This is a genomic window from Pseudomonas sp. RGB (assembly GCF_007713445.1).
Taxonomy (GTDB): domain Bacteria; phylum Pseudomonadota; class Gammaproteobacteria; order Pseudomonadales; family Pseudomonadaceae; genus Aquipseudomonas.
In genome coordinates this window covers 384450-401663 of sequence record NZ_VMSH01000005.1, presented here as the reverse complement: position 1 = coordinate 401663, position 17214 = coordinate 384450, and the positions used below count along the sequence as shown (strand labels likewise).

Below are 17214 nucleotides of genomic sequence, written 5' to 3'. Positions count from 1 at the left end.
TTGATAAAGGCACGGTTTGCTTGCGGTTTCGGCGAGGATCGCCAGCAATGCCCCTGTGGCTCCCACAGGGGCAAAGGCCGTCAGCGGTTGATTTTGATTTCCACACGACGGTTCAAGGCTCGACCGTCAGCGGTTTTGTTATCGGCCACCGGCTGACTTTCACCCGCGCCCACCACCGATACAAAGTTGCTGCGCGGCACGCCCGCGCTCACCAGGTAATCGGTGACCGAGTGCGCGCGTTTTTCCGAGAGTTTCTGGTTGTAGGCGTCTTTGCCGACGCTGTCGGTATGCCCGCTGACCCGCAGCTGCGCGCTCGGGGCTTCACGTTTGAGGCGCGTGGCGATGGTGTCGAGCTTGGTTTTATCCGCCGCCGTCAGCTTGGCCGAGTCGAACTCAAAGTGCACATCGCGGATCACGATGGTTTCTTCCTTGACCACGACCACCTCTTCCACCACGGCCGCCACTGGCACAGGTGGGCAGCCATTGACATCAACCTGCACTCCCTTAGGCGTGCCCGGGCACTTGTCGCGGCTGTCCGGCACGCCATCGCCATCTTCGTCGCCATCACCGTGCACCCAGCAATAGGCGCCCGCCATGCCGCCGACCAGCAGCGCGCCATAACCCGCGTATGCCGAACTTTGAGTGGCGCCAATCGCTGCGCCGGTCACACCACCGACGGCTGCACAGGTGGGCCAATCGGTTTTTTGCAAACCTGCGCAACCTGTCAATACTCCGGTTAGCAGAACCAAGGGTAGAGCTGTCCGCATGATGCTCATCTGATTTCTCCTGAGGGGATCGGCGGGGGCCGACGGGTGGAGTAAAGACCGCTCTTTTCATCTGCGCCACTGCGCCGCACCCCCGTGTTTATTGGTGATCGCCCTGTATGCAGGACTTTTGCACGCCGCCCGCTCTAGGCCCGCACGCTCAGCCGCGCTAGTCTCTAGGGTCCTGATGTGAGGATCTCTGATGACCGCTGGTATTTCTTCCCGTACGCCACAGCAAGCGCTGGCCGCCTTGCTGGATTTGCACCAGCCCAAACGCCTGTTGTTGTTGGGTGCCAGCCAGTTCCCGGCGCTGGAGGCCTTTGAGGCCGAGCACCCGGACACCCAGGTAGCGATTGCCGCGCCCGGGCCGTTACCGGCAGAACTTGCGGCGCAGCGTTTTGACCTGGCGCTGGTGGTCGATTGCCTGGAGCACCTGTCAAAACCGCAAGGCCTGACGCTGCTCGGCGGCATTCGCAACCTCAATGCCAGTCGCATTGCGGTGCTGGCAGACCTGAACGCCTGCGGCTGGAAGGAAACCGATTTTTTCTCTCTGGCGCTGCAAGCCGGTGAGCGTTTCCAGCGTGATGATCAGGTTCTGACGCTGTTTACCTATGATCTGCTTGACTATAAACAAGTGCCGGACTGGCTCAACGCCCGCTTCTGGGCCAACCCGGAAAACTTCGGAAAGTATTGGTGGTAACCATGAGTACACCCATTTGCCCGTGCGGCAGCGGCAATCTGCTGGATGCGTGCTGCGGCCATTATCACGCCGGCCACCCGGCGCCCTGCGCCACCGCGTTGATGCGCTCGCGCTATAGCGCCTACGTGCTGGGGTTGGTGGACTACCTGGTAGCCACTACTTTGCCCGCGCAACAGGCCGGACTGGACCGCGCCGCCATCGGCGCCTGGAGTGCGCAGAGCACCTGGCTCGGCCTTGAAGTGGAAAGCTCCGAAGTGTTTGGCGGCCAGCCGGAGCATGCGTTCGTGACGTTCACCGCTCGCTGGCATGACAGCACCGGGGAACACAGCCACCGCGAGCAGTCCTCTTTCGTACAGAATGAGGGGCGCTGGTACTTCATCGACCCGACAGTGGAGGTGAAGGCCGGGCGCAATGATGTATGTTTGTGCGGCAGTGGGCAGAAATTCAAGAAGTGCTGCTCCAGCTACCTCTAATCAACTGACAGGGAAAACGCCATGCTCCGGATGTACAGCTTGATGCTGGCGTTGACCCTGGGCCTCACCGGGTGCGCGTCCTGGTTCGAGGACAGCGCGCCCCCGCCTCATGTCTCCCTGGTGAAGGTTGAAGTAGTGCGCGCCAAATTGCTCGAGCAGCGCTTCAAGCTGTACTTTCGCGTGGATAACCGCGACGACGCCGACCTCACGGTGCGCGGCCTGATCTACAAAGTCAGCCTGGGCGATTTTGTGCTGACCGAGGGCGAGTCCAACGAATGGCTGACCGTACCACCGCGCGGCCACGCTTTTTTCCGGGTGAAGGTGCGGACCAACCTCTGGCCGCAGATACGTGATGTGGTACAGATGCTTAAAAACCCGAGCAAACCCGTGCCCTATCGCCTGGAAGGCGAGCTGAAAACCGGATTATTCATCGGTAATGACGTGCAGGTGAACCACAATGGCGAGATAATCCCCGGCGATTTTATTCCGGAGCGACATCGATGACTCAGCAACCCCATGTCCATGGTCCTGACTGCAACCACGATCACGACCACCATGATCATCATGATCATGACCACGGCCATGTCCACGGCCCGAACTGCGGCCACGCTCACCAGGAGCCGGTGCGCAACGCCCTGAAAGACGTCGGCCGCAACGATCCTTGCCCATGCGGCAGCGAGAAAAAATTCAAGAAGTGCCACGGGGCCTGATGCCCTGCCCCCGCAGAAGCCGGCTTGCTGTGGCAAGCTGGCTTGGTGTGGCGAGCGGGCTTGCCCCGCGTTGGGCTGCGCAGCAGCCCCAATAAGATCAACGCGTTCGCTCAGACAAAACGCAATCTCAGGTTTTGGGGCTGCTTCGCACCCCAACGCGGGGCAAGCCCGCTCGCCACAACAGCAGCACCACTTCCAACCCGCCGCCTTCCCGATTACTCAAACTCAACCGCCCCTCATGCGCCCGCGCAATCGTATGCGCAATGCTCAACCCCAACCCATACCCGCCCGTCTCGGCATTGCGTGAACCTTCCACCCGGTAAAACGGTTCCATCACCTGCTCCAACTGCTCCTGGGGAATCCCCGGTCCGCGGTCGCTGATGACGATCTGCAAGCTGTCCGCCTGATCCTCGACCCGCACCACCACCTCGCTGCCATAGCGCACCGCGTTTTCCAGCAAGTTCTGCACACAGCGTTTGAGACTGCGCGCATACCCCGGCAGCGGCTGCTTCGCCCGGCCAATGATGGTCACGCTTTCGCCCACGTCTTCCAGGTCCGCCTGCAGGCTTTGCAGCAAGGCATTGATGTCGATGTTCTGTCGCGTCTCGTTGATCTCACCGCTGCTGACAAAGTCCAGGGTGCTGGCCACCATGTGTTCCATTTCTTCCAGGTCGCTGCGAAAACGCTCCTGGGTGCGCGTGTCTTCGAGCATTTCCGTGCGCAAACGCAGGCGTGTGATCGGCGAGCGCAGGTCGTGGGAAATGGCCGCAAGAAAGCGCGTGCGCTCGGCGATATTGGCGATTAGCCGTTGCTGCATCGCATTAAACGCCTGGGCGGCGCGGCGCACTTCAGTCGGGCCATCCACCGGTAACGGTGGGCGCTGGATGTCCCGACCCAGCGCCTCGGCGGCCTTGGCCAGGGCATTCAGCGGGCGGATGGCCAGGCGCACCGCCACCAGGGCGATGACCACCAGCACCAGCACCCGCAGCAAATAGATGCGCATCACGTAATCGAACCACAGGTCCAGCGGCGAGGTGCTGGTCCAGCCCTGCTCTTCACTGGCGTCGACCAACAACCAGCGCCCATCGGGCAGGCGCAGGTCGATCAGAAACTGCCCGACCACCGGCTTGGAACTGAGCAAGGTTGAGAGCCCGGCGGTCTGCCCTTGGCCGTCGACCAGCGACAGGCGTAAAAGGCTCAAGGTTTGCGCGTAGCCGGTTTTCTGCGCCAACACCTGCTTGATCAGGCGTTCGGTGGGCCGGTCGCTGTCGGTGAGCGTGCTGGGCGTGTTGCTGGCCTGGTCGCTCAAGGTCAGCCGAAAGTGCGGCGCGTCAAGCAGCTGGATCAAATGGTCGGCCTGCTGCGGGTCGCTGTGCATCACGCGCACCACGTCCGCCAAACGCGTGGCGATCAGCCGTGCGGGGATTTCCAGCACCTGGCCATGACGCCGGTCGTACCAGATGCTGCTGGTCAGCGCCTGGGCCGCGAGCATGCCGCTGACCAGAATCAGCACCAGGCGCCCGAACAGCGAACGCGGCAGCAGCCTCACGCGCCCAGCACCACGTCATCGGCGGTGAGCATGTAACCCTCGTTGCGCACGGTCTTGATCAGCCCCGCCGGCAGCTGCGAGCGCAGGCGGCTGACGCACACGTCGATGGAGCGGTCGAACGGCGTGCTGTCCTTGTCGAACACGTGGTTGAGCAGAAAGTCGCGGCTCAATGGGCGGTTCGGGTGCTGCAACAACAGGCGCAACACGCGGTAATCCGAATTGCCCAGGCTGACCACCACGCCTTCGGGGCTGAGCAGTTGCCGCGCCCGGGTGTCGAGTTGCCAGCCCGCGAACCGAATGCTCGGCGCCTCATCCAGGCGCGCACGGTCCGGAAAACTCTGTACCCGGCGCAACACCACCTTGATGCGCACCAGCAATTCACGCGGGTCGAAGGGTTTGGGCAGGTAGTCGTCGGCACCGATTTCCAGGCCGACGATGCGGTCGATCAACGAGCCCTTGGCCGTGAGCATCACCACCGGCGTGTTGGAGCTGACCCGCAGCTCGCGGCACAGGCTCAGGCCGTCTTCGCCGGGCAGCATCAGGTCGAGCACGATCAGGTCGATCACATTCAGCGCCAGGCGGCGGCGCATTTCCTTGCCGTCGGCGGCGGTGGACACCTGAAAGCCCGCGTCACTCAAATAGTCGCAGAGCAGTTGGCGGATTTGCGGGTCGTCATCAACGATCAACAGGTGGTCAAGCTTTGCCATGGGCAGTCAATCCGAAAACTCAAAACGCAGGAGATAGCCGAAAGCTCAGCCAGTGGTAAGCGCAAATGTAATGGAATGTTGTGGGAAACCATAATCACGCATCAGCGATACAAACCCGGGGTATGGCGGGCCGAATCGCTCTTTAGACTACCGAACCTAAATGAGAGTAATTGTAATTTAGGCTCGGATCACTGCCATGTCACTGTCCACCCCGCACCGTCACACGCTGCACACCACCCTGGCACCGATGTTCGGCTTTCTCGCTGCCGGCAGTGTCGCACCGACTGCCTGGGCCGATGCGCGCATCCCGGGCGCAGGCCGCACCCTCACCGCCAGTGTCGATTATGAGTTCTAACTTTCCCGCATCAGGAGCCTCCGCCATGTTCAAACCCCGAAACGTGCTCAAGCTCGGCGTGCTGTTCGCCGCGCTGGTGCTCGGCCATGCCGAAACCGCCGCCGCCCATGAAGTCACCGACGTGCTGGGCCGCAAGGTCGAGGTAAAGGACGACGTCAAACGCGTGGTGCTCGGCGAAGGTCGCTTGATTTCGGCATTTGCCTTGCTAGACAAGGACGCGCCGTTCCAGCGCATCGTTGGCTGGCAAAATGACTTGAAGCTGCTGGACCCGCACACCTACAACGCCTATGTGGCGAAGTTTGCGACAGTCAAAGACATCCCGTTGATCGGGCAAGCCTCCGAGCAAAGCGTCAGCGCCGAGGAAATTCTCTCGCTCAAACCTGACTTGGCGGTGTTCAGCATCTCCGGCCACGGGCCGACCGAACACAGCGCGGTGGCTGACGTGCTGGCCAAGGCGGGCATCCCGGTGTTGTTCGTCGATTTCCGTATCAACCCGGTGCAAGGCACCCACACCAGCATGATCGCGCTGGGCCAGGCGCTGGGGCGTGAAGCCCAGGCCAACGCCTTCCTGGCCTTCTATGACCAGCACATCAAAGTCATCACCGACGCCGTCGCCACGCTGCCGGCGGGTCCGCGCCCGAGCGTGTTTCTGGAACTGCTGGCCGGTGCCTGGCAAGCGCCGGGGCACACCACCGGCAAAAGCGGCATGGGTGAAGTGATCAAGCTGGTCGGCGGGCGCAATATCGCCGCCGATGTGGTGCCGGGTGCGCTGGGCGATATCAGCGTCGAGTACGCGCTGAAAGCCGATCCGGACGTGTACGTGGCCACCGGCAACCACAAGCCGGGCTTGATCCTGGGCGCAGGCGTGAGCACTGACGAAGCACGTGAGGCGTTTGATCGGGTGTTGGCGCGGCCGGAATTCGCCAATCTTCGGGCCATCCGCGAGGGCAATGCCCACGGCCTGTGGCATGACTTCTACAACTCGCCGTACAACCTGCTGGCGATCGAAGCGCTGGCCAAGTGGGTGCACCCGCAGCTGTTCGCCACGCTTGACCCGCAGGCGACCATGGAGCAAATCAACCAACAGTTCCTGGGCATGCCGTTGCAGGGTGCTTACTGGATTGACGCAAAAACCCAGTAACACTTATCGCCCTGTTGGAATGCAGTCAGTGCGGGAGCTGGCTTGCCGGCGATAGCCGAGTGTCAGCCACTGAATCAGTCGACTGATACACCGCTATCGCCGGCAAGCCAGCTCCCACATCTGGATGTTCATCGTTTGTTAAATGTGTGTGAGCCAAATGACCACTCAAACCCTCGACCTCGCCAGTGCCACTCACGGCTACCGCCGCTTGCTGGCACGCCGCGCCGGGCTGCTGGCGCTGCTGGGCACGGCGCTGGTCTGCGCGATGCTGGTGGACCTGGCCAGTGGCCCGTCGGGCATGGGCCTGCCGGCTTTGCTCGACGGCATCCTGCACCCCTCGCACCTCGGCGCCACCGACCACGTCATCATCTGGAACGTGCGCTTGCCCTACGCGCTGATGGCCGTGCTGGTGGGCTGCGCGTTGTCGCTGGCCGGGGCTGAGATGCAGGCGATCCTGAATAACCCACTGGCCAGCCCGTTTACCCTCGGCGTGTCGTCGGCCGCCGCATTGGGCGCGTCGCTGGTCATCGTGTTTCCGGTGACCACGTTGTGGGTGTCGGCCAACACGGCGATTTCCATCTCGGCCTTTATCTTCGCGGCGGCCTCGGTATTTTTGCTGCAAGCCATGTCGCGCCTGCGCGGCGCGGGCGTGGAAAGCCTGGTGTTGTTCGGCATCGCGCTGGTGTTCAGTTGCAATGCCGTCGTGGCCCTGCTGCAACTGGTCGCCACTGAAGATGTCTTGCAGCAACTGGTGTTCTGGACCTTGGGCAGCGTAACCCGGGCCAACTGGGACAAACTCGGCATCCTCGCCCTGGTCGTGGCGGTGGTGATGCCGTTTTCTTTCGCCGCCGCACCGCGCCTGACCCTGCTGCGCATGGGCGAAGACCGCGCGCAAAGCTTTGGCGTGGACGTGAAGCGCCTGCGGTTTTTCTCGTTGCTGCGCATCAGCCTGTTGTCGGCCACCGCCGTGGCGTTTGTAGGCACCATCGGTTTTATCGGTCTGGTCGGTCCGCATATCGCGCGGATTCTGGTGGGTGAGGACCAACGCTTCCTGCTGCCCGCCAGCGCCTTGACCGGCGCGTTGCTGCTGGCGCTGTCGTCGATTGCCAGCAAGCTGATCATGCCGGGCGTGATCGTGCCGGTCGGCATCGTCACCGCGTTGGTGGGCGTGCCGATTTTCGTGGTGCTGGTGTTCAAGCGCGGGAGGCAGCTATGAACCAGGGCTTATCGGTACACAACGCCAACGTCAGTTATGGCCGGCGGCAAATCGTGCATGACCTGAGCTTGCCTACCCTGCCCCACGGCAGCCTGACCGCGCTGATCGGCCCCAATGGCGCCGGTAAGTCGACCTTGCTGCGCGCCGTGGCCGGGCTGGAAAAGATGCAAGGCGTGGTAAGGCTGGGTGCACTGGACCTGTCGGCCATGTCCGTGGCCGAGCGGGCGCGCCGCGTCACGTACATGCCGCAAAACCTGCCGCCGGGCCTGAGCCTCAGCGTGATGGAAAGCGTGATCGCCGCATTGCGCGTGGCCCATGTCGAAGGCGTTCCCTTGTCCAGCGAGGCCTGTCTGCGTGAAGCGTTTGAGGCGTTGCAACGCATCGGCATCGCACACCTGGCCGATCAACTGTTAAGCACTTTGTCCGGTGGCCAACGCCAGTTGGTCAGCCTCGCCCAACTCATCGCGCGCCGCCCACAGGTGATGTTGCTCGACGAACCCACCAGCGCCCTCGACCTCAATTACCAGTTGAAGGTCATGGACTGCGTGCGTGGGCTGGTGCGCGAACACAACCTGATCGCCGTGGTGGTGCTGCACGACATCAACCTCGCCGCGCGGTTTGCCGACCACATTGCCGTGCTGCGCCAGGGCCGCTTGTACGCCAGTGGCGTAGCGGATGAGGTGCTTGACCCGGCGCTGTTTGCCGACGTTTACGGCGTGCGGGTGCGCATTGAACGGTGCTCGCAGCAGTCGTTGCAGGTGCTGGTCGATGGGGCTATGTGAAACGCTTCTAAGATTAGACGCAAATGTTTGATTGAATTATTGCCCTTGGATCATCACCTATACCTGCAGGCATTCGCTCATTTGGAGAGCTTCATGATCGACCTGTATTACTGGACTACCCCCAACGGTCACAAAGTTTCACTGTTCCTGGAAGAAGCCGGTTTGCCCTACAAGGTGCACCCGATCAACATCGGCCAGGGCGACCAGTTCAAACCAGACTTCCTGAAGATTGCTCCCAACAACCGTATCCCGGCCATCGTCGACCAAAGCCCGAGCGACGGCGGCGCGCCGATTTCACTGTTTGAATCCGGCGCCATCTTGCTGTACCTCGCGGAAAAAACCGGCCAGTTCCTCCCCAAAGACCTGCGCGGTCGCCAGGAGGCATTGCAGTGGCTGTTCTGGCAAATGGGCGGGCTGGGGCCAATGGCCGGGCAGAATCATCACTTCAGCCAGTTCGCACCGGAAAAAATCCCCTACGCGATCAAGCGCTACGTCGATGAAACCGCGCGCCTGTATGGCGTGCTGGACCGGCGCCTGGCGGACCGCGCCTTCGTGGCGGGCGAGGACTACAGCATTGCCGACATGGCGATCTACCCGTGGATTGTTTCCCACAAGTGGCAAAGCCAGCGCCTGGAGGACTTCCCCCACGTGCAGCGTTGGTTCAACAGCATCAAGGAACGGCCGGCGACCGTTCGGGCGTATGAGCTGGTGCAGAAAGTGAATCCGCCCAAAGCCTGATCTGAAGTCTTACTCGGTCAAAATGTGGGAGCGGGCTTGCTCGCGAATGCGGTGGTTCAGTCAGACCTTCGTTGACTGACACTCCGCATTCGCGAGCAAGCCCGCTCCCACAGTTGATTTGCGCAAGACTCAAACTCCTGCTTGCGTCGTTTCGCCGCGCTCACTAACGTAGCGCCTTTAATGACGCTACCCCCCGCAGGAGCTTTGCCATGGCCTCGCCAGCCCTCTCACATTTTCTTCCCCGGTTCGGCGTTGCCGCGGCAGTGGCCAGTGCTTTAAGCCTGGCCGGTTGCCAGCTCCAGAGCACCCAGGACACCCTGCCGCCCGTTGCCGGCGTGCAGCCGATCAAAGGTCTGGCACAGAATGTGTCGGTACGCCGCAATGCCCAGGGCATGCCGCTGATCGAAAGCAACACCTTCCATGACGCGCTGTTCAGCCTCGGTTATGTGCACGCCAGCGACCGCATCACGCAGATGGTCACTTTGCGCCTGCTGGCCCAAGGCCGTCTGGCGGAAATGTCCGGGCCGGAGGTGCTGGATGTCGACCGCTTCATGCGCGCGGTCAACCTGAAAAAAAGCGCCGGCGAGCTGTACAACGCGTCGTCGCCGCGCCTCAAGCGCTTCTTTGAAGTGTATGCCCGTGGCGTCAATGCCTACCTGTTCCGCTACCGCGACAAGCTGCCGCCGGACCTGGCCCAGACCGGCTACAAGCCCGAGTACTGGAAACCGGAAGATTCGGCGCTGTTGTTCTGCCTGTTGAATTTCAGCGAATCGAGCAACCTGCAAGAAGAACTCTCCTCGTTGGTGCTGGCGCAGAAAATCGGCGTCGACAAGCTCGCCTGGCTCACGCCAAGCGCGCCGGATGAGCCAATCCCGGCGGACGAGGCCGACAAGCTCAAGGGCGTGAACCTGGGCCAGATCACCGGCCTTGCGGGCCTGGAAAGCGTCGGCCAGCAGTTGAACAGCCTCAACGCCCTGGCGGTCACCACCTCCAACAACTGGGCCATCGGCCCGCAACGCAGCCGCAGCGGCAAAAGCCTGCTGGCCAGCGACCTTGCCGCCCAGCCGCAAGCGCCGTCGCCGTGGAACTACGTGCAGATCCGTGCGCCCAAATACCAGGCAGTCGGCGCCTCGATTGCCGGTCTGCCGACCCTGTTGTCCGGCTTCAACGGCAAAGTCGCGTGGAGCATGAGCGCGGTCAAGGGCGACACGCAGGACCTGTTCCTGGAAAAGGTCAAACGCCAAGGCAACGCGCTGTACTACGAGAACAACGGCAAATGGCTGCCGGCCACCGTGCGCAACGAAACCTACTTCGCCAAAGGCCAGCGGCCACTGCGTGAAGTGGTCTACGAAACTCGCCACGGCGCCCTGCTCAACAGCAGCCAGGCGCTGACCAGCGGTTTCGGCCTGGCCCTGCAAACCGCCGACTTCAAGGACGACAAGAGCCTGGACGCGTTTTTCGACCTGTCCCGTGCGCAAAACGCCGGCAAGGCGTCGGACGCGACCCGGGAAATCCGCGCCATCGCCCTGAACATGATCTTCGCCGACGCCAGCAACATCGGCTGGCAAGTCACCGGCCGCTTCCCCAACCGCCGCGAAGGCGAAGGCCTGCTGCCGTCGCCGGGCTGGGACGCGCGCTTTGACTGGGACGGCTACGCCGACGCGATGCTGCACCCGTACGATCAGGACCCGGCCCAAGGCTGGATCGGCACCGCCAACCAGCGCACCGCGCCACGCGGTTATGGCATGCAGCTGTCCAATTCCTGGGATGCACCGGAGCGCAGCGAACGCCTCGCGCAATTGGCCAACGCCGGCAAGCATGACAGCCGCAGCATGATCGCCATGCAGTACGACCAGACCACCCCCTTCGCCGCCAAGCTCAAGACCATGTTCCAGGCACCGGGCATGGCCCAGCCGTTGAAACAGGCGATTGATGCATTGCCGGCGGCCGACGCGAACAAGGCCCGCGAGGCGCTGAATCGCCTGATGGCGTTTGATGGCCGACTGGCGCCAACGTCCGCCGACGCGGCGATCTACGAGCTGTTCCTGCAGGAAAGCACCAAGCAGATCTTCCTCGACGAACTCGGCCCGGAAAACAGCGCCAGCTGGAAAGCCTTTATCAGCAACGCCAACCTGTCCTACTCCGCCAACGCCGACCATTTGCTGGGCCGCGAAGACAGCCCGTTCTGGGACGACGTGCGCACGGCGCAAAAAGAAGACAAACCGGCGATCCTGGCCCGCAGCCTGGCCGCCGCGATCACGGCCGGCGACAGCCAATTGGGCGCCGACCACAAGGCCTGGCAGTGGGGCAAGCTGCACACCACCACCTGGAAAAACACCAACGGCCAGGTGATTCGCGGCCCGTTCGCCAGCGGCGGCGACCACAACACCCTGAATCCGGCGCCCTACCGTTGGGGCCAGGACTTCACCACCACCCAGGTGCCGGCGCTGCGCATGATTGTCGACTTCGGCCAGATTGAACCGATGATGGGCCAGGGCGGCATTGGCCAGTCCGGCAACCCGGCCAGCCCGAATTATGCGAACGGCATCGACCCCTCGCTCAAGGCGCAATACCTGAGCTTCCCGATGCAGCCGCAGAACTTTGACAAGGTGTATGGGAAAACCCGCTTGACCCTCACACCCGGCAAGTAACCCGGTTTTTCACTGAAGAAACCGGATCAAAAATGTGGGAGCGGGCTTGCTCGCGAAGGCGGTGGTTCAGCCAACTATTCGGTGACTGACACGACGCCTTCGCGAGCAAACCCGCTCCCACAGTTGGACTGCATGCATTCCGATAGAACTTCTGCGCTGTGCCCCTCCTCCTATTTGATAAGCCCATTGCCCCGGCACGCCCATGGACCTTGTCATCGCCCGGCCCGAAGGCCTCTACTGCCCCGCCGGAGATTTTTACATCGACCCATGGCGGCCGGTGGAACGCTCGGTCATCACCCACGCACACGGCGACCACGCCCGCACCGGCAACGAGCACTACCTGGCCGCTGCGCCCGGTGAAGGCATCTTGCGCTCGCGCCTGGGCCAGGACATCAATCTGCAAACCCTGGCCTATGGCGAAAAACTCGTGCACCACGGCGTGACCCTGAGTTTTCACCCTGCCGGGCACGTGCTGGGTTCAGCCCAGGTGCGGCTGGAATACCAGGGCGAAGTCTGGGTCGCCTCCGGCGACTACAAAGTCGAGCCCGACGGCACCTGCGCGCCCTTCGAACCGGTGCGTTGCCACACCTTTATTACCGAATCCACGTTCGGCCTGCCGATCTACCGCTGGCAGCCCCAGGCGCAGATCTTCGCCGGGATCAATGACTGGTGGCAGGCCAACATCGCCGCCGGCAAGGCCAGCGTGTTGTTCTGTTATTCGTTCGGCAAGGCCCAGCGCATCCTGCATGGCATCGACGCCAGCATTGGCCCGATCCTCAGCCATGGCGCGGTCGAACCCTTGAACCGCGTGTACCGCGAAGCCGGCATCTACATCCCCGAAACCCTCTACGCCGGCGACTTCAAAAAGACCGACCCGTTGCTGCGCCAAGCACTGATCATCGCCCCGCCGTCCGCAGGCGGAAGCAGTTGGATCAAGCGTTTCGGCGACTACAGCGACGCGTTCGCCAGCGGCTGGATGCGCCTGCGCGGCACGCGGCGGCGGCGCGGTGTGGACCGTGGCTTTGTGCTCTCGGACCACGCCGATTGGCCGGGGCTGTTGTGGGCCATCGAGCAAACCGGCGCCGAGCGGGTGATGGTCACCCACGGTTCTGTCGGCGTTCTGGTGCGTCACCTGCGGGAAAAAGGCCTGGATGCCCAGGGCTTCACCACCGAATACGGCGATGACGAAGAGGAGGCCAGCGCATGAAAGCCTTCGCCGAGTTGTACGCCAACCTCGACGCCACCACGTCCAGCAATGCCAAGCTCGCCGCGTTGCAGGCGTACTTTCGCCAAGCCCCGCCCGACGATGCAGCGTGGGCGGTGTATTTCCTGTCCGGCGGGCGGCCTCGGCAACTGGTGCCCACGCGCCTGCTGCGCGACATGGCCACCGAAGCCTCAGGTATCGAACCGTGGTTATTTGAAGAGAGCTACCAGTCGGTCGGCGATTTGGCCGAAACCATTTCCCTGCTGTTACCCGAATCCACCTACACCTCGGAAGATGGCCTGGCGGTGTGGCTCGAAGAAAAGCTGCTGCCCCTGCGGGGTTTGCCGCCTCTGGAACTCGCCGAACGCCTGCCCGCACTGTGGGCCCAGCTGGATCAGCCGAGCCTGATGGTCTGTATCAAATTGATCACCGGCAGCTTTCGCGTCGGCGTGTCCAAACTGCTGGTCACCCGCGCCCTCGCCGCGATGGCCGACCTCGACAGCAAGCGCGTGGCGCAACGCCTGGTGGGCTACACCGACCTGTCCAATCGCCCTACGCCTGAAGGCTACCTCAAGCTGATTGCTGCCGAATCGTCCGACGAACACGCGCAACGCGGCGGGCAGCCGTATCCGTTTTTTCTGGCCCATGGGTTGTCGCAGCCGGTGGAGCAATTCGACGCCCTGCTCGGCTCTCCCGCCGACTGGCAGGTGGAATGGAAGTGGGACGGCATTCGCGCGCAGCTGGTCAAGCGTGAAGGCCGGCTGTGGGTCTGGTCGCGGGGCGAGGAGCTGGTCACCGAGCGTTTTCCCGAACTGCACAGCCTGGTCAGCGGCCTGCCGGATGGCACGGTGATCGACGGCGAAATCGTGGTGTGGAAGGACGCAGTGCAACCCTTTGCGCTGCTGCAACAGCGTATCGGCCGCAAGACCTTGAGCAAAAAGGTGCTTGAAGATGCACCGGTCGCCGTCCTCGCCTACGACCTGCTGGAGTTCGAGGGCGACGATTGGCGCAATCACACCCAGGCCGAACGCCGCACCCAGCTCGAGCAGGTGATTGCCCAGTGCAACCAGCCTGTGCTGCTGCCATCTCCTTCGCTGACGGGGACCTCTTGGGCAGACCTCGCGCAGCAACGCGAGGCGTCTCGCCAGTTGGGCGTGGAAGGCATGATGCTCAAGGCCAAGGACGGCCTGTACGGCGTGGGCCGCACCAAGGACATGGGCGTGTGGTGGAAATGGAAAGTCGACCCGTTCAGCGTCGACGCGGTGTTGATCTACGCCCAACGTGGCCATGGGCGCCGCGCCAGCCTGTATAGCGACTACACCTTTGCGGTGTGGGATGGCCCGCCCGGCACCGAACGCACGCTGGTGCCGTTCGCGAAGGCGTATTCAGGCCTGACCGACGAGGAAATGCGCAAGGTCGACGCGATTGTGCGCAAAACCACGGTGGAGAAATTCGGGCCGGTGAGCAGTGTGACGCCGAGCATGGTGTTTGAGCTGGGCTTTGAGGGCATTGCCCTGTCCAAGCGCCACAAGAGCGGGATTGCGGTGCGGTTTCCCAGAATGCTGCGGTGGCGCCAGGATAAGGCGGTGGATGAGGCGGACAACCTGGCCACGCTGCAGGACCTCCTGACCTGAAATACATCCTCATGTGGGAGCGGGCTTGCTCGCGAATACGGTGGACCAGTGACAGATGAATTGACTGACCCGCCGCATTCGCGAGCAAGCCCGCTCCCACGTCTGATTCGCGTCAAGATCCAAAATGGTGCACTGAAAAATCAATGCCCATTTTCGGGCATCTCCTACACTCTCAACTCCCTTATCCCACCTTTTAAAACAGTCATTCGGAACTATGGTGCAGAAATTGCTACTTGTGATCCGTCTGACACCGTTCAGTAACAGTCCTAAACGCGCCACAAGCGCTTATCTTGGTTTCCAGGGATTACATAATGAAAAAAGCATTGCTGACCCTTTCTGCACTGGCTCTGTGCATGGCTGCTGGTGTTGCCACAGCCAAGGAATACAAGGAATTGCGTTTTGGTGTCGATCCTTCCTACGCGCCGTTCGAATCCAAAGCCGCTGACGGCAGCCTGGTAGGCTTCGATATCGACCTGGGCAATGCGATCTGCGCCGAGCTGAAGGTCAAGTGCAAGTGGGTTGAAAGTGACTTCGACGGCATGATTCCAGGCCTGAACGCCAACAAGTTCGACGGCGTGATTTCCTCGATGACCGTGACCGAAGCCCGTGAGAAGGCGATCGACTTCTCCAACGAGCTGTTCTCCGGCCCGACGTCCCTGGTGTTCAAAAAAGGCGCGAACTTCTCCACGCCTGAGTCCCTCAAGGGCAAAACCGTGGGCTACGAGCAAGGCACCATCCAGGAAGCCTACGCCAAGGCCGTGCTGGACAAAGCCGGTGTGACCACCAAGGCCTACGCCAACCAGGACCAGGTGTATGCCGACCTGACGTCCGGTCGTCTCGACGCTTCGGTGCAAGACATGCTGCAAGCCGAGCTGGGCTTTTTGAAGTCGCCGGCAGGCGCTGACTACGAAGTCAGCAAGGCCATCGACGACCCATTGCTGCCATCCAAAACGGCGGTCGGTATCAAAAAAGGTAACAAAGACCTCAAGGCCTTGCTCGATAAAGGTATCAAAGCGTTACACGATGATGGCACCTACGCCACCATCCAGAAGAAACACTTCGGCGATCTGAACCTGTACAGCGGTAAATAACACCCTGGCGCCCACCTGGTTGAGGTGGGCGCTTTTTTATCGCCATAGGTCCTGAATTCATGTTTGAAGATCTTTTGCAAACCCTGGGGCTGAGTGCCTTCAGTTTGAAGGGGTTCGGCCCGCTGTTGCTGCAAGGTACGTGGATGACCGTGAAACTGTCGGTCGCCTCCCTGGCCGTCAGCGTCCTGCTCGGCTTGCTCGGCGCCAGCGCGAAACTGTCCAGCGTCAGCCTGATCCGCGTCCCCGCCCAGCTCTACACCACCTTGATTCGCGGCGTGCCCGACCTGGTGCTGATGCTGCTGATTTTCTACAGCCTGCAAATCTGGCTGACCGGTTTTACCGACTTCATGGAATGGGACTACATCGAGATCGACCCATTCAGCGCAGGGGTTATCACCCTGGGCTTCATCTACGGTGCCTACTTCACCGAGACCTTTCGCGGTGCGATCCTCGCCGTGCCGCGGGGCCAGCTGGAAGCGGCGACCGCCTACGGGCTCACGCGCGGGCAGCGGTTTCGCTTCGTGACCTTCCCGCAGATGATGCGCTTTGCCCTGCCGGGCATCGGCAACAACTGGATGGTGATGCTCAAGGCCACGGCGCTGGTGTCGATTATCGGCCTGGCGGACCTGGTCAAGGCCGCTCAAGACGCCGGCAAGAGCACCTACCAACTGTTTTACTTCCTGGTCATCGCCGCGTTGATCTACCTGCTGATCACCAGCGCGTCCAATGTCGTCCTGCGCTGGCTTGAGCGCCGCTACTCCGCTGGGTCCCGGGAGGCCGTGCGATGATCGAACTTCTGCAGCAATACTGGCGCCCCTTCCTTTATAGCGACGGCCAGCACATCACCGGGCTGGCAATGACCCTGTGGCTGCTCAGCGCGGCGCTGGTGATTGGCTTTGTGGTGTCGATCCCGCTGTCCATCGCCCGCGTGTCGCGCAAACGCTACATCCGCTGGCCGGTGCAGTTTTACACCTACCTGTTTCGTGGCACGCCGCTCTATATCCAGCTGCTGATCTGCTACACCGGGATCTACAGCATTGCGGCCGTAAGGGCGCAACCGGTGCTGGACGCGTTCTTTCGGGATGCGATGAACTGCACCATCCTGGCCTTCGCCCTGAACACCTGCGCCTACACCACCGAGATTTTCGCCGGGGCGATCCGCAGCATGGCGCATGGCGAAGTCGAGGCAGCCAAGGCTTACGGCCTGAGCGGCTGGAAGCTCTATGCCTATGTGATCATGCCGTCGGCGCTGCGCCGCTCGTTGCCGTACTACAGCAATGAAGTGATCCTGATGCTTCACTCGACCACCGTGGCATTCACCGCGACGGTGCCGGACATTCTCAAGGTGGCCCGGGACGCCAACTCGGCCACGTACATGACCTTTCAATCATTCGGCATCGCTGCGCTGATCTACCTGACCGTGACCTTTGCGCTGGTCGGGCTGTTTCGTCTGGCGGAGCGCCGTTGGCTGGCCTTTCTCGGGCCGAGCCATTAAGGAG

General features: G+C 62.1%; 18 protein-coding genes. 15 read left to right on the top strand and 3 right to left on the bottom strand.

The window, feature by feature from the left end:
* Positions 1 to 80: 80 nt before the first annotated feature.
* The gene (locus FPT15_RS14035) at positions 81 to 776 is read right to left on the bottom strand and encodes an OmpA family protein (RefSeq protein ID WP_145161951.1); all 696 of its coding nucleotides are present in this window, start codon (positions 774 to 776) and stop codon (positions 81 to 83) included.
* Positions 777 to 966: 190 nt separating this feature from the next.
* On the opposite strand from FPT15_RS14035, the gene FPT15_RS14030 reads away from it, so the two are divergent.
* From FPT15_RS14030 to FPT15_RS14015, 4 genes are read left to right on the top strand one after another with little or no spacing between them, the layout of a single operon-like run.
* Positions 967 to 1464, top strand: a complete 498-nt coding sequence (locus tag FPT15_RS14030) for a DUF6231 family protein (protein ID WP_145161948.1) — start codon at positions 967 to 969, stop codon at positions 1462 to 1464.
* Between the two features lie 2 nt (positions 1465 to 1466).
* Positions 1467 to 1937: a YchJ family protein gene (locus FPT15_RS14025; RefSeq protein WP_145161945.1), complete on the top strand. Its 471-nt coding sequence runs from the start codon at positions 1467 to 1469 to the stop codon at positions 1935 to 1937.
* Positions 1938 to 1958: 21 nt separating this feature from the next.
* Positions 1959 to 2441: an LEA type 2 family protein gene (locus FPT15_RS14020; RefSeq protein WP_145161943.1), complete on the top strand. Its 483-nt coding sequence runs from the start codon at positions 1959 to 1961 to the stop codon at positions 2439 to 2441.
* The gene (locus FPT15_RS14015; RefSeq protein WP_065890089.1) at positions 2438 to 2647 is read left to right on the top strand and encodes an SEC-C metal-binding domain-containing protein; all 210 of its coding nucleotides are present in this window, start codon (positions 2438 to 2440) and stop codon (positions 2645 to 2647) included. The genes FPT15_RS14020 and FPT15_RS14015 overlap by 4 nt, the downstream gene beginning before the upstream one ends.
* A 127-nt stretch (positions 2648 to 2774) precedes the next feature.
* Here FPT15_RS14015 and FPT15_RS14005 read toward each other — a convergent pair whose 3' ends face one another.
* On the bottom strand, positions 2775 to 4196 hold the full coding sequence (locus tag FPT15_RS14005; protein ID WP_145161940.1) for an ATP-binding protein: 1422 nt from the start codon (positions 4194 to 4196) through the stop codon (positions 2775 to 2777).
* The gene (locus tag FPT15_RS14000) at positions 4193 to 4903 is read right to left on the bottom strand and encodes a response regulator (protein WP_145161938.1); all 711 of its coding nucleotides are present in this window, start codon (positions 4901 to 4903) and stop codon (positions 4193 to 4195) included. The genes FPT15_RS14005 and FPT15_RS14000 overlap by 4 nt, the downstream gene beginning before the upstream one ends.
* A 196-nt stretch (positions 4904 to 5099) precedes the next feature.
* On the opposite strand from FPT15_RS14000, the gene FPT15_RS29780 reads away from it, so the two are divergent.
* From FPT15_RS29780 to FPT15_RS13950, 11 genes are all read left to right on the top strand, one after another.
* Positions 5100 to 5258 (top strand): hypothetical protein, encoded by a 159-nt coding sequence (locus FPT15_RS29780; RefSeq protein WP_178119690.1) that lies wholly within the window; start codon positions 5100 to 5102, stop codon positions 5256 to 5258.
* 25 nt (positions 5259 to 5283) lie between these two features.
* On the top strand, positions 5284 to 6399 hold the full coding sequence (locus FPT15_RS13995) for an ABC transporter substrate-binding protein (protein WP_145161936.1): 1116 nt from the start codon (positions 5284 to 5286) through the stop codon (positions 6397 to 6399).
* A 157-nt stretch (positions 6400 to 6556) separates the two neighbouring features.
* Positions 6557 to 7615, top strand: a complete 1059-nt coding sequence (locus tag FPT15_RS13990) for an iron ABC transporter permease (protein WP_145161933.1) — start codon at positions 6557 to 6559, stop codon at positions 7613 to 7615.
* Positions 7612 to 8397 (top strand): ABC transporter ATP-binding protein, encoded by a 786-nt coding sequence (locus FPT15_RS13985; protein WP_145161930.1) that lies wholly within the window; start codon positions 7612 to 7614, stop codon positions 8395 to 8397. The genes FPT15_RS13990 and FPT15_RS13985 overlap by 4 nt, the downstream gene beginning before the upstream one ends.
* A 93-nt stretch (positions 8398 to 8490) precedes the next feature.
* Complete coding sequence (locus FPT15_RS13980) at positions 8491 to 9135, top strand: glutathione S-transferase N-terminal domain-containing protein (RefSeq protein ID WP_145161927.1); 645 nt, start codon at positions 8491 to 8493, stop codon at positions 9133 to 9135.
* A 209-nt stretch (positions 9136 to 9344) separates the two neighbouring features.
* Positions 9345 to 11786, top strand: coding sequence for a penicillin acylase family protein (locus FPT15_RS13975; protein WP_145161924.1), 2442 nt, complete (start codon positions 9345 to 9347; stop codon positions 11784 to 11786).
* A gap of 202 nt (positions 11787 to 11988) precedes the next feature.
* A complete protein-coding gene (locus FPT15_RS13970; protein WP_145161921.1) occupies positions 11989 to 12993 on the top strand; it encodes a ligase-associated DNA damage response exonuclease in 1005 nt (334 codons plus the stop codon).
* The gene (locus FPT15_RS13965; protein ID WP_145161919.1) at positions 12990 to 14624 is read left to right on the top strand and encodes an ATP-dependent DNA ligase; all 1635 of its coding nucleotides are present in this window, start codon (positions 12990 to 12992) and stop codon (positions 14622 to 14624) included. Before FPT15_RS13970 ends, FPT15_RS13965 begins: the two co-directional genes overlap by 4 nt.
* Positions 14625 to 14935: 311 nt before the next feature.
* Positions 14936 to 15715: a transporter substrate-binding domain-containing protein gene (locus tag FPT15_RS13960; protein ID WP_106577139.1), complete on the top strand. Its 780-nt coding sequence runs from the start codon at positions 14936 to 14938 to the stop codon at positions 15713 to 15715.
* 59 nt (positions 15716 to 15774) lie between these two features.
* Entirely contained in the window at positions 15775 to 16503 is a 729-nt protein-coding gene (locus FPT15_RS13955; RefSeq protein ID WP_106577140.1) for an ABC transporter permease, read from the top strand.
* On the top strand, positions 16500 to 17210 hold the full coding sequence (locus FPT15_RS13950; protein ID WP_145161917.1) for an ABC transporter permease: 711 nt from the start codon (positions 16500 to 16502) through the stop codon (positions 17208 to 17210). Before FPT15_RS13955 ends, FPT15_RS13950 begins: the two co-directional genes overlap by 4 nt.
* Positions 17211 to 17214: the final 4 nt, after the last annotated feature.